Source organism: Polaribacter sp. HA6-7 (assembly GCF_055693625.1).
The window spans coordinates 2,356,906-2,371,102 of the sequence record NZ_CM146338.1 but is presented as its reverse complement, the minus strand read 5'-3'; the positions used below and the strand labels follow the sequence as shown (position 1 = coordinate 2,371,102).

12 protein-coding genes and 3 pseudogenes are annotated in these 14,197 nt (G+C 29.9%); 10 read left to right on the top strand and 5 right to left on the bottom strand.

What is annotated here, in order from left to right:
- The 9 genes and pseudogenes from murG (at position 1) to ACZ1HD_RS13170 (ending at position 9,211) form a co-directional block, all read left to right on the top strand.
- Positions 1-1,040 (top strand): annotated as a pseudogene (gene murG / locus ACZ1HD_RS13210) (undecaprenyldiphospho-muramoylpentapeptide beta-N-acetylglucosaminyltransferase).
- Positions 1,040-2,391: pseudogene (gene murC, locus ACZ1HD_RS13205) on the top strand (UDP-N-acetylmuramate--L-alanine ligase). The pseudogenes murG and murC overlap by 1 nt, the downstream one beginning before the upstream one ends.
- A gap of 106 nt (positions 2,392-2,497) precedes the next feature.
- Positions 2,498-2,821: a cell division protein FtsQ/DivIB gene (locus tag ACZ1HD_RS13200; RefSeq protein WP_472687695.1), complete on the top strand. Its 324-nt coding sequence runs from the start codon at positions 2,498-2,500 to the stop codon at positions 2,819-2,821.
- Between the two features lie 20 nt (positions 2,822-2,841).
- Positions 2,842-3,105, top strand: coding sequence for a hypothetical protein (locus ACZ1HD_RS13195; RefSeq protein ID WP_472687694.1), 264 nt, complete (start codon positions 2,842-2,844; stop codon positions 3,103-3,105).
- A 6-nt stretch (positions 3,106-3,111) separates the two neighbouring features.
- A pseudogene (gene ftsA, locus ACZ1HD_RS13190) lies at positions 3,112-4,445 on the top strand (cell division protein FtsA).
- Positions 4,446-4,515: 70 nt separating this feature from the next.
- Complete coding sequence (gene ftsZ, locus ACZ1HD_RS13185; RefSeq protein ID WP_472687693.1) at positions 4,516-6,432, top strand: cell division protein FtsZ; 1,917 nt, start codon at positions 4,516-4,518, stop codon at positions 6,430-6,432.
- Between the two features lie 172 nt (positions 6,433-6,604).
- A complete protein-coding gene (locus ACZ1HD_RS13180) occupies positions 6,605-7,009 on the top strand; it encodes a DUF6923 family protein (RefSeq protein ID WP_472687692.1) in 405 nt (134 codons plus the stop codon).
- Positions 6,967-8,442, top strand: coding sequence for a DUF6923 family protein (locus ACZ1HD_RS13175; RefSeq protein WP_472689360.1), 1,476 nt, complete (start codon positions 6,967-6,969; stop codon positions 8,440-8,442). Before ACZ1HD_RS13180 ends, ACZ1HD_RS13175 begins: the two co-directional genes overlap by 43 nt.
- The gene (locus tag ACZ1HD_RS13170; RefSeq protein ID WP_472687691.1) at positions 8,411-9,211 is read left to right on the top strand and encodes a T9SS type A sorting domain-containing protein; all 801 of its coding nucleotides are present in this window, start codon (positions 8,411-8,413) and stop codon (positions 9,209-9,211) included. The genes ACZ1HD_RS13175 and ACZ1HD_RS13170 overlap by 32 nt, the downstream gene beginning before the upstream one ends.
- 72 nt (positions 9,212-9,283) lie before the next feature.
- On the opposite strand, the gene ACZ1HD_RS13165 is transcribed toward ACZ1HD_RS13170, so the two are convergent.
- From ACZ1HD_RS13165 to ACZ1HD_RS13150, 4 genes are all read right to left on the bottom strand, one after another.
- Positions 9,284-9,553: a hypothetical protein gene (locus tag ACZ1HD_RS13165; RefSeq protein ID WP_472687690.1), complete on the bottom strand. Its 270-nt coding sequence runs from the start codon at positions 9,551-9,553 to the stop codon at positions 9,284-9,286.
- A 481-nt stretch (positions 9,554-10,034) separates the two neighbouring features.
- Positions 10,035-10,247, bottom strand: coding sequence for a hypothetical protein (locus ACZ1HD_RS13160; protein ID WP_472687689.1), 213 nt, complete (start codon positions 10,245-10,247; stop codon positions 10,035-10,037).
- Positions 10,248-10,471: 224 nt separating this feature from the next.
- Positions 10,472-11,404, bottom strand: coding sequence for a M56 family metallopeptidase (locus ACZ1HD_RS13155; RefSeq protein ID WP_472687688.1), 933 nt, complete (start codon positions 11,402-11,404; stop codon positions 10,472-10,474).
- Positions 11,401-11,772, bottom strand: a complete 372-nt coding sequence (locus ACZ1HD_RS13150; RefSeq protein ID WP_472687687.1) for a BlaI/MecI/CopY family transcriptional regulator — start codon at positions 11,770-11,772, stop codon at positions 11,401-11,403. Before ACZ1HD_RS13150 ends, ACZ1HD_RS13155 begins: the two co-directional genes overlap by 4 nt.
- A 125-nt stretch (positions 11,773-11,897) precedes the next feature.
- Between ACZ1HD_RS13150 and ACZ1HD_RS13145 the strand changes: the two genes are divergently transcribed.
- On the top strand, positions 11,898-12,527 hold the full coding sequence (locus ACZ1HD_RS13145) for a peptidylprolyl isomerase (RefSeq protein WP_472687686.1): 630 nt from the start codon (positions 11,898-11,900) through the stop codon (positions 12,525-12,527).
- Positions 12,528-12,559: 32 nt separating this feature from the next.
- Here the strand turns inward: ACZ1HD_RS13145 and ACZ1HD_RS13140 are convergent, their stop codons facing one another.
- A complete protein-coding gene (locus ACZ1HD_RS13140) occupies positions 12,560-14,197 on the bottom strand; it encodes a M1 family metallopeptidase (protein ID WP_472687685.1) in 1,638 nt (545 codons plus the stop codon).

Here is a 14,197-nt window from a genome sequence, read left to right as displayed (position 1 = left end):
ATTTATCCGGCAATTGCTATTGCAAACGAATTAAAATTGCGTTATCCAGGTGCTAATTTCTTGTTTGTTGGTGCAAAGGATAAAATGGAAATGGAAAAAGTGCCACAAGCGGGTTATGACATTAAAGGTCTGTGGATTTCGGTGTACAAAGAAAGTTAACTTCAGATAATTTGTCGTTTCCGTTTAAGTTGATGAGTAGTTTATGGAATGCATCTAAAATAATAAAGAAATTTAAACCAGATGTAGCTATTGGAACTGGTGGTTTTGCAAGCGGACCAACATTAATTATGGCGGGTAAAAAGGGAATTCCGACATTGATACAAGAACAGAATTCTTATCCTGGAATTACCAATAAATTATTAAGTAAAAAAGCAAAAAAAATATGTGTTGCTTATGATAATTTAGAACGTTTTTTTCCGTTGAATAAAATTGTAAAAACAGGTAATCCTGTAAGACAAGATTTATTGTCTATTCATACAAAAAGAGAAGAAGGGCAAACGTTTTTTAAGTTAGATAAAAGTAAGAAAACGGTTTTTGTTTTAGGCGGAAGTTTAGGTGCAAGAAAAATTAACGAATTAATTGCAAGTAATTTAGATTTTTTTGAAAAACAAGACGTTCAATTGATTTGGCAATGCGGTAAATTATATTTTGAAGAGTATAAGAAATGCAATGCTAAAGAGAATGTTCAAGTGCATCAATTTATAAATAAGATGGATTTTGGTTACGCTGCTGCAGATGTAATTATTTCTAGAGCAGGTGCAAGTTCTGTATCAGAACTATGTATTGTGGGGAAACCGGTAATATTTATTCCGTCTCCAAACGTAGCAGAAGATCATCAGACCAAAAATGCAAAGTCGATTGTAGACAAACAAGCGGCTTTAATGATAAAAGAAAGTAATTTAGATACATTTTCTGTTGTTTTTGAATCTTTAATGAAAGATACTGGTAAACAGGAAACTTTATCTAAAAACATAAAAGGATTGGCATTGCCAAGTGCAACAAAAAATATAGTTGACGAAATAGAAAAATTAATAGGATAGTGGATTTAGGTACAATACATAACGTTTATTTTATTGGCATTGGCGGCATTGGTATGAGCGCTATTGCTCGATATTTTGCGGCGAATAATAAAGTAGTTGCAGGTTATGATAAAACACCATCTTTAATAACTAAATCTTTAGAAGAATTAGGTGTTACAATTCATTTTGAAGATGCTGTAAAAAATATTCCTATTTCATTTTTAGATAAAGAAAAAACGTTGGTTGTTTATACACCTGCAATTCCTGCAGACCATAAAGAATTCAATTATTTTGTTAATAATAAATTTACAGTTCTTAAGAGAGCAGAAATTTTAGGTAAAATTACAGCAGCAACGTTTTGTTTGGCAGTTGCTGGTACACATGGTAAAACAACTACATCGTCTATTTTAGGGCATATTATGACTTCGGTTAATGCAACTTCGTTTTTAGGCGGAATTGCAGAAAATTATGATTCTAATTTAATTTTAGGTGGTGATAAAATAAGTGTTGTAGAAGCAGATGAGTTTGATAGATCATTTTTAAAATTGAGTCCTAATATTGCATGTGTAACCTCTATGGATGCAGATCATTTGGATATTTATGAAAACCCGGAAGCATTAACAGAATCTTTTGTAGCGTTTTCAAATAAAGTTTCTGATAGCTTAATTGTTGCAAAAGGTTTGCCTTTAAAAGGTTTAACATATGCCATAGATGAAAAAGCAGATTATAAAGCTTACAACTTAAGAATCGATAACGGAAAATATGTTTTTGATGTACAAACACCGTCATCAGAAATAAAAGATATTCAATTTTATTTACCTGGAAGACACAATGTAATGAATGCTTTGGCAGCTTTGGCAATGGCAGAAGTTTATGGCGTTTCTTTAGAAGAAATTAAAAAAGGATTATCAACATTTAAAGGTGTACAAAGAAGATTTTCTTATAAAATTAATTCGGATAATTTAGTTTTAATAGACGATTATGCGCATCATCCAACAGAAATTAATGCAGTACATAATTCTGTTAGAGAAATGTATCCAGAAGAAAAAGTACTAGTTGTTTTTCAACCACATTTGTTTTCTAGAACAAAAGATTTTGCAGACGATTTTGCAAATGCATTAAATAAGTTTGATGATATTTTATTGTTAGATATTTATCCGGCAAGAGAAACTCCTATTGCGGGCATCACATCCGATTGGTTATTGTCTAAAATCGAAAATAAGCAGAAAAAAAGACCCAAAAAAATAATTTAGTAAAAGATATTAAAAATTCTGATGCTAAAATTATAGTAATGTTAGGTGCTGGTGATATAGGCGTTGTGATAAAAGAAGTAACAAACGAACTTTTAAAATGGAATGAAAGTGAAATTTAAAAGAGTTTTAAAATATCTATTTTTTCTAACTATACTTGCTTTTTTAAGCTTTTTGTATAGTTTTACTTCGGTAAGAAATAGTAATAAAAAAATAAATAAAATCGAAGTGAAATTCGAAGAAGGAACTAATAATTTTTTAACGCATTCGATGGTTAATAAATTGTTAATACAAAATGATGCAACAGTTAAAAACCAAGCAAAATCTGTAATAGATTTATACAGATTAGAAAAGAACGTATCTAAAAATCCATATATTGAAAAAGCAGCAGTTTTTTTAACAATAGGAGGTGTGTTAAAATCTACCATAAAACAACGTACACCAGTAGCAAGAATTGTTTCTAAAAATGGTTCTTATTATATTGATAAACAAGGGGTAAAAGTACCACTTTCTAAGAATTATTCTGCAAGAGTTATGTTGGTTTCGGCGTAGAAAATAAAGAAGATATTAACGTGGTTTTACCATTAATATCTTATATTTTAGAAGACAATTTTTTGCAAAAAGAAATTGTAGGAATAGAGAAATCTGACGATGGTTTGTATCAATTTGCCGTAAGAAGTGGCGATTATAAAATTGATTTTGGCAAATTAATCGATGTAAAGTTAAAATTTAACAAGTTAAAAGCGTTTTATAACACAACGTATAAAGATAAAACGATTCAAGAATATAAAACAATTACTTTAAAATATCACAACCAAGTTGTGTGCACAAAATAAATCAAAATGGAAAATAATAAAATAGCTGTTGGTTTAGATATTGGTACCACCAAAATTGTTGCCATGATTGGACGTAAAAACGAATACGATAAAATTGAAGTTGTTGGTATTGGAAAAGCAAAAAGTTTAGGTGTAAAACGTGGTGTTGTAAGTAATATTACACAAACAATACAGTCTATACAACAAGCCGTAGATGAGGCAGAAAGTGTTTCGGTGTTAAGATAGATGAGGTTGTAGTTGGTATTGCAGGGCAACATATTAGAAGTTTACATCATTCAGATTATATTACAAGAAATCATTCAGATGAAGTTATAGACGATTCTGATATTGAAGATTTAGTAAACCAAGTACATAAATTGGTTATGTTGCCAGGAGAAGAGATAATTCATGTTTTACCACAAGAATTTAAAGTTGATTCTCAGGCAGATATAAAAGAGCCAATAGGAATGTATGGCGGACGATTAGAAGCCAATTTCCATGTAGTTGTAGGCCAAGTTTCTTCGATAAGAAATATTGGTAGATGTGTTAAAAGTTCTGGTTTAGATTTAAGTGATATTACATTAGAACCATTAGCTTCTGCATCTGCAGTTTTAAGTTTAGAAGAAAAGGAAGCTGGTGTTGCTTTAATCGACATAGGTGGTGGAACTACTGATTTGGCCATTTTTAAAGACGGAATTATTAGACATACTGCTGTAATTCCTTTTGGTGGAAATGTAATTACAGATGATATAAAAGAAGGTTGTTCTATCATCGAAAAGCAGGCAGAATTACTTAAAATTAAGTTTGGTTCTGCGTGGCCAGGGGAAAATAAAGAAACAGAAATTGTTTCGATACCAGGTTTAAGAGGTAGAGAACCAAAAGAAATTACTTTAAAGAATTTATCTAAAATTATACATGCCAGAGTTCAAGAAATTATAGAGCATGTGTATTTAGAAATTAAAAACTACGGGCATGAAACTGCAAAAGGTAAATTAATTGCAGGTATTGTGTTAACCGGTGGAGGAGCTCAATTAAAACATTTACGTCAGTTAGTAGAATATATAACTGGTATGGATGCTAGAATAGGTTTTCCTAACGAGCATTTAGCTGGCGATTCAGATGATGCTTTGTCAAGTCCGTCTTATGCAACAGCTGTTGGGTTATTAATGGAAGGATTAGATAAAGATTCTAAAGAAGAAGAAATAATAGAAGAGGCAATTGAAGAAATTCTGAATCCGGTAGAAGAAAAAGTTGAAGAAACACAGCCAGTGCAAGAAGAGAAACCAAAACCGAAAAAGAAAAGATCATTTTTTGAAAAGTTCACAGAAAGTCTAAAAGATTTTTTAGACAATGCAGAATAGAACTAAAAAGAAAGTGAACTAGAAGAAAATAAAAAATAAATAAGAAAAATTAAACAATAGATACGTTATTATGAGCGCAGAATTTGATAACATTTTATTCGACATGCCAAAAACACAATCTAACACCATTAAAGTAATTGGTGTTGGTGGTGGTGGAAGCAATGCAGTAAACCACATGTACACGCAGCAAATTAGAGGTGTAGACTTTGTAATTTGTAATACAGATGCACAAGCATTAGAAAACAGTCCTGTTCCTAATAAAATTCAATTAGGAGCTAATTTAACATCTGGTTTAGGTGCTGGTGCAAACCCGGAAATAGGAGCACAAGCAGCTAAAGAAAGTATGCAAGAAATACAGCAAATGTTAAATACCCAAACAAAAATGGTATTTATTACTGCTGGTATGGGTGGTGGTACAGGTACAGGAGCAGCACCTATTATTGCGAAAATTGCAAAAGATATGGATGTACTTACTGTAGGTATTGTGACTATGCCATTTGCTTTTGAAGGTAGAAGACGTGCAAAACAAGCACAATTAGGAATCGATCAGTTGCGCCAAAATGTAGATTCTTTAATTGTTATCAATAATAATAAATTACGTGAGGTTTACGGTAATTTAGGTTTTAAAGCAGGTTTTTCTAAGGCAGACGAAGTATTATCGACTGCATCTAGAGGTATTGCAGAAGTAATTACACATCACTATAAGCAAAACATCGATTTACATGATGCTAAAACTGTGTTATCTAACAGTGGTACAGCTATTATGGGTTCAGCAAAAGAAGAAGGGCAAGATCGTGCTAAAACCGCTATTGTAAAAGCTTTAGATTCGCCTTTGTTAAACGACAACAAGATTACAGGAGCTAAAAACGTATTATTATTAATTGTTTACGGTACAAACGAAGTTACTTTAGATGAAATAGGAGAAATAAACGACTATATTCAAGATGAAGCAGGTTACGATGCCAATATTATTATGGGTATTGGTGAAGATGAAGAGTTAGGTGATGCTATCGCTGTAACTATTGTTGCTACAGGTTTTGCTGCAGATCAACAAAGTACAATTACAAATACAGAAGTTAAGAAAATTGTACATACTCTAGAAGATGAGCAAAAAGCTACTTATAATTTTAGTGAAAATACAATTTCTAAAACACCAACTTTAAATCAGCCAAAAGCAAGTGTTACAGAACAGAAAATTGTGCATACTTTAGAGGAAGATGTAGTTGAAGAGTCAGTTAAGGTTGCTCCAAAAATGGATTTAGTTCAAACTTCAGAAAGTATTGCAAATATTGCTGTTTCTTATGAAGAAGTTGCTTTAGAAACGGTTTCTGAAGATGACTTTATAATAACAGATGCTACGTCAGTTGTAGAAGAAGAAATAAATGAGCAGCCAGAGCAAATACAAGCAGATTTATTATTCGATTTACCTTTAAACTCTTACACAGAAGTTAAAAAAGACGAAGAAATAAAGTTTAACTTAAATGAAGAGAAATCTGTAAATGTAAACGAAATTGAAGTTTACGGTGCAGAAGAAATTGTTTTTGAAAAGAAAGTTGAAGAAACAAGATATGTTTTAGAAGATTTTGATGCGCAACCAACAATTGGTAAAAGCTCTCATATTATAGCAAAAGAAAAATCGGTTCAAGAAGAAGAAGTTCATTTTGAGTTAAAAACAGCAACGCCTCAATCTGATGTTAATGTAATAGAAACTTCAAGTGAGGAAGTTACACCTTTAGATTTAACGATTGCAGAGTTACAAAAAAGAGCAGAAGAAAGACGTCAAAAAATGAAAGGTTTTAACTATAAATTTAACGATCAGTTAAGTAAAAATATAGATGAAATAGAACGTCAGCCAGCATACAAAAGACAAGGTTTAGATTTAAATTTAAATGCACCAATTAGTCAATCTAAAACCGCGATAAAAAAAGACGACAATAATCTAGATTTTAAGTCTAACAATTCATTTTTACATGACAATGTAGATTAATTAGTACAATTTAATTTATCAATAATTAGAACCACACCTTTAAAAGTGTGGTTTTTTTATTTTACAACTAAACTGCTTTATTTTTACAATTCATCTATAGATTTTTGTTTTTTATCTATTAATTTTGTTTTAAGTGCTTAATTATCTGATATTTGTATAAAAATCGAGCAAAATGACAACAAAACTACCCCCAACTTACGCAATTTTAATACTTTTATTAATCAATATTTTACCAAATAAGGTACTGGCACAAAATGAGCCATTTAATTGTGACTATAATGCATATTTATTTCAACGAAATGATATTTACGCCTTAGATTTAGCATCTGGTAGCTCTTATTTAGTAAAAGAAGATATTACTCCAGGAAATATAAATGCTGTGGGTTATAATCCAGCAGACGGATATATTTGGGGTTATTTAAGTTCTCCTTCAAAATCAATTGTAAAAATTGGTAAAAATTTTAATGTAGAAACTTTTACTATTGATGAATTAACAACAGCTGGTAAATATATAGGTGATGTTAGTGCTTCGGAATTTATTATCTTAAAGGAGGCGGAACAGAATATTATACAATAGATTTAAACCCAGAATCTCCAAATTATACAAAATACATCAGCAAAGGAACACTTAGTAAAAATATATCTGTGCACGATTGGGCATTTAATGCAGTTGATGGGCAATTATATACAGTAGAAAAAAATACGAATCATTTATATAGAATTAACCCAGAAACTAATGTTGTTACAGATTTAGGTTTGGTGCCAATTCTTGCGGGTTTAAAGTATACTTACGGAGCAGTTTATTTTGATTTGTCTGGGCGTTTTTATGTGTCAGCAAATCAAACAGGTACTGTTTATGTAATTCAAAATGTACAAGATTTACAAATAGGAAGCGTATTAGATTCTAATTTATTTGCTTACGGACCTTCTAGTAGTTCTAATGATGGCGCAAGATGTCCTACAGCTCCAGTTCCACAAGAAGATTGTTCTAATGGTTTAGATGATGATGGAGATGGTTTGGTAGATTGTGATGATCCGGCATGTTCTGGTGTTGCAGCTTGTCCTGTATTAGTTCCAAAATTATCAAGTGGTAATGAGGGTGGTTTAGAGAGCAACGATCGTCTTTCTCAAAAAGTTAATCAAAGAAATTATTTAAGAAGTAAAAACAATTATAAGTTTGATAAACTAAAAGCTAAAAAGATACAAAAGTCTAAAAACTATAAAAAAACAGCTTCAAAAAGTGAATCTTTTCAATTGTCAGATTTAGTGCCAATGGATGTTATTGAAGGTGCACAAGCAATAGAATCTTCACCATCAGACTTAATCGATATAACAAATGCTACAGAATTAATCTCTGTAGACTATGTTAAAAACAATGAAACAGTAGCTGTAGTTTTAGCAACAAAAACAGAAAATGGTGTTTACGAGCATACAAAATTTATTTGCGATAGATTATTAGGCGCAGAAATTTTATCTGTATCAACTATAGAAATTAAAGAGCAACCTTTTATAAAGTCTATCATTAAAAATAGAGACGGAACAAAAGAATTTGTTTTAAGTTTCTCCGGAAAATTGAAAAACAATGATGCTAATTTTGGTATAGAAAGTCATTGGAATATAGATAAATATGAAGCGGGGGCAACGTTTTATAACTTTCAAATCTGGACTAATACAATTGATGATTTATTTACTTTAGGTGAAGAAACTTTAGAGCTTTTCGATATTCAGAAACCAATATCAGACTTCAACAACTCGACACCTCCACCAGTTTTTGTGAAAAAAGGTGTGTATAAAAACGGAGCTTTAGAATTAGAATTAATTAATGTAAGCAGAAGTAAAACGATTGTAATAGATGCAGGGTTTAAAAGAACAGAAACTTCTGAAACAGAATATTTTAACGAAACTATAGAATTAGAGGCGGGTTACATAACAAACCTAAAAATAGAAACGGGTAATATTTTTGATATAGGTTTTAGAATTGAAAACGATAGTAATAGAACTCCGAGATGATGTATTCATGTCAGACGGTGTTTGGGGTAAAGATGATTCTCCTGAAGGAACCACAGTAACAAATTTTGAAATTACTCAGAACGAAAGCTTGTATGCAGGAACTGGCTATAAAGTTGAAAGAGATATTGCTTTAAAAGCGACTACAAATTCATATGTTTCTGCGTACAGAAGTTTTACGCCAACATTTAAAACAGTAGATTTATCAGAATATAACGCATTAGAGTTTTCTGCAACAGGAAATAGCGATGTAGAAATTACCATCGTTAAAGAAGGAATAGATCAATGGGAAAATCAGTTTAAGAAAACCGTAAAATTAACTGAAGAAAAGAACGATTTTGTAATTTCTTTAGATCACTTTAAGTCTTTAACGGTTAATAATTTCGATTTGTCTGATGTTGTTTCTATTGTATTTACAATGTCTTCTGATGGCGTTACAACTGTTGAAAAAGAATTGGCAATAAAAGATTTAGTTTTTACACAGAAAACTTTAAGTGTAGATAATAACGTAGTTGAAGAAGGAGAAACAGTATTATATCCTAATCCTATGAAGTTAAGTACAGAGTTAAGTTTTTACTCTGAAGTTGAAGCAAGATCTAAACTAGAAGTTTATAATATAACTGGTGCCTTGTTAAAAAGAACCTATTTTGATACAAAGTTTGGTAACAATAAAATCTCGTTAGAAAAAGAGAAGCTAAGTGCAGGTTTATATTTTGTTAAGCTTTCTAATAACAACAAAACTTATAAGACAAAGAAACTTATAATTGAATAATATTGATTTTTAATTTTTGAATTTAAAAACCGCATGTAAGTTATCTTAAATGCGGTTTTTTTTATTGATTAATTATTTTTTTCTTGGAGGCGGCGGTGGCGGAATGTCATTTCCTGTTCTCTTTTTCCAATCTTGATATGCTTTTTTAGCTTTTAAGATTTCTTCTTTACTTGCATTAGGTTTTGGTGGCGCAGGTGGAAGTAATAATTTATCTTCTTCAGTTAATTCGCTTTTTTTCTTATACCAAACTTTATTTCCTTCTCTTAATTTTACGTAAGGTTTAATAGGGTTTTCTCGAAATGGAACCTTGCTTTTATCTGCTCTTGACATTCTAAAATACATTCCTCCTAAATCAGACCATTCTCTTTTAATTACTTTCTGCTCAGTTTCAGTTTTAAAAACATAATGTTTTCCCTCTTTTTTAAGCTTTTCAAATATTTTATGTTTTTTATTATATTCTTTTACAATATCTAAATTTACTAATTTTCCGTCTTTATAATATCTAGCTACTCTTTCTTTTTTATCAAAAGTGTAATAGTATTTTTGCCCATCAATTGTAATAAACCAATTTTTATTGAATTTTGGATCTGTAGCTTTTTTAATTAATGAAGGAGCATTATCTTCTATGTTATAAGTGCTTTTTAAAGTATCTAAATCTTTTAACTTTAGACGGATATCTTTAATTGTACCGGAATTAGTTTCTTTTTCTGCTTTAATAGTTGTGGTTAAAAAAGGTATTTCTTTTGAAATACTTTGTTTAGAATTAGGATTGTTTTGAATAATCGGAGCATCTATAAAAACGTTTTTATTTTTTTATCCTCTACTATTTCAATAATTTCTTTTTTGTAATTTTTTTATAATCCTCAAATTCTTTAACTCTTTCTGCATTTTTAGCTTCAAAATATTTTGTAGTTTCTAAATGCGCTTGATTTTCTTGAGGAAAACGTTTGCTACGAGCATTTTTATATACAAAACTGTTTGAATATGTAGCAAAGTCTGTGTGCTTATAATTATTAAGTGTTTCATTTTTAACCACTTTTCCATCTAGCCAAACAGCAAATTTGCTATTGTCTTTTAAAGCTTCAAATTGTTTTTCTGTTGGAACAATCTTTTTTGATCTTAATGGAGGAGGTGGTATTAATCTTGCTTTTTCTTTTTCATTTAATTCATCATAAGTTTTCTTTATTTTATTTCCATTTTTATCTTTAAAAATAAAATGTCCGTTTCTATGAAAATACTTTTTATAGACTTCATTTTCTGTTATAATATTTTTTTAGGTTGTTTTTCAAATACTTCTATAACCTCGATAATTTCTTCTTTTTCTTGTGCTTCAACTCTTTCTGCAAATAGAAAAACAAACCCTGCTAAAAGCGGAATTACCGCGAGCTTTTTAATCCATATTTTAGATTGTGAACTTTGTGTTGTCATCATTTTTAATCTTTTTTTAGTAAGTGAATAATTCAAATTACTGGCCAAGTAATATTCGTTGTTCCAAGCAGCTTTATTCAATAATAAATGCTGATATTGAAATGTATTTTTATGTTGATGTATAACTTTTTCGTCTGCTAAAAATTCATGATTTAATTGTACCGCTTTTTTAAGAAATATAAATAGCGGATTTATCCAAAATAGAATTTGTAAAAACTCAATTAAAAGTACATCAATGGTATGTTTTTGAGTAACGTGTGTTAATTCGTGTGTAAAAAGTTCTTCTTCGATATTGCCATTTTCATATTCTTTTTTATTGATAAAGATGGCTTTCCGTAAAGTGTGTGGTAAAATTTGATCATCAACCAAAACTAAGGTTGCTTTTTTGTACTTTATTTGTTCATTCAGTCTAATTTTCTGAATTATTTTGAATAAATTTCTCCCAAAACGAATTAGTAATAAAGAGGATATTAATAAGTAAAAACTAACAAAGTATTTGGTATAATCTATTACTTCTTCAACTTCTATTGTTTCCAAAGTATCAGCACTAAATTCTGGTTGTTTTATTTTTATTAGTGTATTTGCTATGGCATCTGTAGGTGCATAAGTGGTAATTGTTGCAAACGGAATTATCAAAGAAATTATAACGCCAATTAATAAATAGTACCTATTAAAATTGTGCATTTTTTCTTTTTCTAAAATAAAATGATAGAAACATAGCAGTAATGCTAAACAACTTACCGACTTTATAAGATAGCTTATCATTTTTGTTGCTTTTTAATTTGACTATCGATAACTTTTTTCAAATCTTCTAATTCTTCTGTAGATAAATTGGTTTCTTGGGTAAAAAAGGAAGCAAATTGGCTCGCAGAATCGTTAAAGAAATTTTTTATCAAGCCGTTTACATGGTTAGAAAAATAATCTGTTTTTTTAATTATCGGGTAATATTCTCTTGATTTACCAAACAGTTTATAATCTATAAAACCCTTATCTGATATTCTTTTTAATAAAGTAGCAACGGTTGTAGTAGCTGGTTTTGGATCAGGGAAATCTTCTAATAAATCTTTTAAAAATGCCTTTTTACGTTTCCATAAATACTGCATTAATTGTTCTTCGGTTTTAGATAACTGCATACTCTCATTATTTTTTACTCTACAAACATAGAATAAAAAATGAATTCTACAAATGTAGAGTTAAAATGGAGTGGTGATTTTTGTTATATTTGTTGAATTACTTAGAGATATTCAAAGAAAAATAAATGAAAAATAAAATTATAGTATTACTTGGTATTGTGCTTTTTACATCTTGTGCTACAAAAAAGTTTAAAGAAAGATGGTTAAAAAAAGAAGCTCCAGAAATGTTTAAAGCAAGGTTTGAAACAACCCAAGGTAATTTTGATATAGAGGCAAAAAGAGCTTGGTCTCCGGCAGGTGTAGACAGATTATATCAACTAATTAAATACGAATATTATAAAGATGTTGCTATTTTTAGAGTTGTACCAAATTTTGTTGCTCAGTTTGGTATTCACAACGATTCTATAATCAATAAAAGTTGGTCAAATAAAGTTTTTGTTGATGAACCTGTGATTATGAAAAATGATTCTATGACAATTGCTTTTGCAAGAAGCGGAGTTGAAACAAGAACGAATCAAATTTTTATTAATTTAAAGAAGAATGCTAGATTGGATACAATAGAATATTCTGGCGTTAAAGGTTTTCCGGTAATTGCTAAAGTAATAGCGGGTAAAGAAAACGTTTTAAAGTTTTATGATGGTTACGGTGATAAATTAGGAAGACAACAAGGAAAGATAAATAAACTTGGTAATGCCTTTCTAAAGGAGAAATATCCGAAGGTAGATTATATTTTAAAAGCCTATTTTATAAAATAAAAAAAGCCGCATATTGCGGCTTTTTCTCAATCTTAATTTTTAACAGAAATATAAAAATTTGAATCAATTTTAAAATCAGTTTCTTTATCTTTTAAAATGATTTCTTGTTTTTCTGTAGAAGGATAAATCCACTTTTCTTTATCATTTAAATAAATTTTTAAGGGCATATTAAAATTATCTACAACATTAATCCAACTATAAGTTAGGGTGTTATTTTTAATTTTATAAGTCAGCGTCGGTATTTTTTTATTTCTTAAATATTGAACAAAAAAAGCTTCTAAATTGATTCCTACTTCTTTACTTAAAAAATTTTCAATCTGCTTTGTAGTTACAGTTTGATGATAAAATACTTTATTCATTTTTCGTAAAATACTGCGCCATTTTTCATCATTATTAACTAATTGCCTTAAAGTATGTAACATATTGCCACCTTTATTATACATGTCTCCGTAACCTTCTTTATTAACATTGTATTTACCAATTATTGGTGCTTTATTACTGATAGAATTTCTTAAACCAATTACATATTCTGATGCTGCTTTTTTACCGTAATAATAATCTATAAATAAACTTTCAGAGTAATTTGTAAAGCTTTCGTGTATCCACATATCTGCAATGTCTTTATTGGTAATGTTGTTTGCAAACCATTCGTGACCAGCTTCATGAATTATAATAAAATCAAACTTTAAACCCCAACCTGTACCAGATAAATCTCTACCAAGGTAACCTTGTTTGTATTGATTGCCATATGTAACAGAACTTTGATGTTCCATACCCAAATAGGGTACTTCTACCAATTTAAAACCATCTTCGTAAAAAGGATACGGACCAAACCAATGTTCAAAGGCTTTCATCATTTTTGGGGCATCTTTAAAATGCTTTTTAGCTTTTTCTAAATTGTATTTTAAAACATAATAGTCCATGTCAAGATCTCCTTTTTCACCATCAAAGACTTCAGAAAAATGTGTGTAATCTCCAATATTTACATTAACACCATAATTATTTATAGGATTGTCTACGTACCAATTATAAGTAGTGTATTCGCCATGTTTTTTTACGCTCTCTAACCTTCCGTTAGAAACATCCATTAAATTACTTGGTACTGTAACGCTAATTCGCATGTTTTCTACTTCATCATACATATGGTCTTTACAAGGCCACCATACACTTGCGCCTAAACCTTGGCAAGAAGTTGCTACAAAATGATTTCCATTTTTATCTTTTCTCCACGAAAATCCACCATCCCAAGGTGCTCTAATTGCTTCTTTAGGATTTCCTGTATAATGTACAATAATACTATCCGTTTTGCCAATAATTTGCTTTTTTAAAAGCTTTACAAAGTGGGCATTTCCATCATGTATAACTTCTAATTCTTTTTCATCTTGGGTAACCTTTGTAATCTTTAAAGGAGCCTGTAAATCTATTTGCATTGTATTATGAACACTTAAAACTTTATATTTTATGGTGTTTTTACCGGAAATAAATTTTTTGTCCGGATTTACTTTTACATCTAAATGGTAATACGTTAAATCCCACCAAATTCTCTCTGGTGTAATACTTCCTCTTAAAGTATCTTGCCTTGTAAAATTGTTTTTTTCGGTCATTAAACCTTGAGCTTTACAAGATAAAAAGCTCAAAGAAAGAAAAAGAATTAAAAGTAATTTTTTCAT